This window comes from Actinoplanes sp. NPDC051633 (assembly GCF_040681735.1).
Classification (GTDB): Bacteria; Actinomycetota; Actinomycetes; order Mycobacteriales; family Micromonosporaceae; genus Actinoplanes.
This window is the reverse complement of record NZ_JBFAZH010001718.1, coordinates 1-1,202: the sequence shown is the minus strand read 5'-3', so window position 1 is coordinate 1,202 and position 1,202 is coordinate 1. Positions and strand designations below refer to the sequence as shown.

General features: G+C 70.0%; 1 protein-coding gene. It reads left to right on the top strand.

From position 1 onward, the window contains the following. On the top strand, positions 1 to 1,202 hold a 1,202-nt coding region (locus AB0M20_RS44630), incomplete at both ends, for an RICIN domain-containing protein (protein WP_364307660.1).

The window sequence follows — 1,202 nt, the reverse complement described above, 5'->3', positions numbered from 1 at the left end:
GCACGACGCTGCGGACCGGCCAGGTCGAGGCGGAGAACTCCGGGCTCAGCGGCAGCGCCGGCGTGGCCACCGACCACACCGGCTACACCGGCACCGGCTTCGTCGCCGGCTTCGGCTCGGCCGGCGCGGCGGCGACCTTCAGCGTGAACGTGCCGGCGGCCGGCTCGTACCCGTTGTCCCTCCGCTTCAGCAACGGCCCCAACCCGTCGGCGGGCGCCAAGACGGTCAGCCTCTACGTCAACGGAACCAAGCTCCGGCAGATCAGCCTGGCCGACACCGGGAACTGGGACACGTGGGCGGTCAAGGCCGACACGGTGACCCTGCGGGCCGGCGGCAACACGATCTCCTATCGCGTCGACACCGGCGACATCGGGAACGTCAACCTGGACAACCTGACCGTCGGCACCACGTCGGGCCCGGTCACCGGCAACCGCACCGGCACCGTCACCGGCATCGGCGGCAAGTGCCTGGACCTGGACAACGGCGGCGCCGCCGACAAGACCAAGGTCCAGCTGCACACCTGCAACAACTCGTCCGCGCAGAGCTGGACCCGCGAGGGTGACACGTTGCGGGCGCACGGCAAGTGCCTGGACATCGACAACGGCGGCACCGTCAACGGCACCAAGGTGCAGCTCTACACCTGCAACAACAGCGCGGCCCAGGTGTGGCAGCAGCAGGCCAACGGCTCGCTGCTGAACCCGCAGTCCGGCAAGGTGCTCGACGCCGCGGGCGGGTCCACCGCGGACGGCACGCAGATCCAGATCTGGGAGTGGGCCGACGTGGCGCAGCAGCGCTGGACGCACAACGCGGCGAGCCGGGTGACGCTCTTCGACGGCGGGAATCTCAACTCGTTCCAGAACTCCGACGGCAGCGCGCCGACGTGGCCGGTCTCCGGTGGCTCGGCCGAGGTGCTCGGCGGCGACATCCGGACCAAGCAGGCGTACGGCGACTTCAAGCTGCACGCCGAGTTCTGGCTGCCGAACCTGCCCGGCGACGTGACCGGTCAGCAACGGGCCAACAGCGGGATCTACCTGCAGGACCGCTACGAGCTGCAGGTGCTGGACACGTACGGCAAGGCGACGCTGGCCAACGACGAATGCGCGGCCATCTATCAGAAGGCGGCGCCGACGTCGAACGCCGGCACGGCGCCGGAGACGTGGCAGACCTACGACGTCACGTTCCGGGCGGCGCGTTACAGCGGC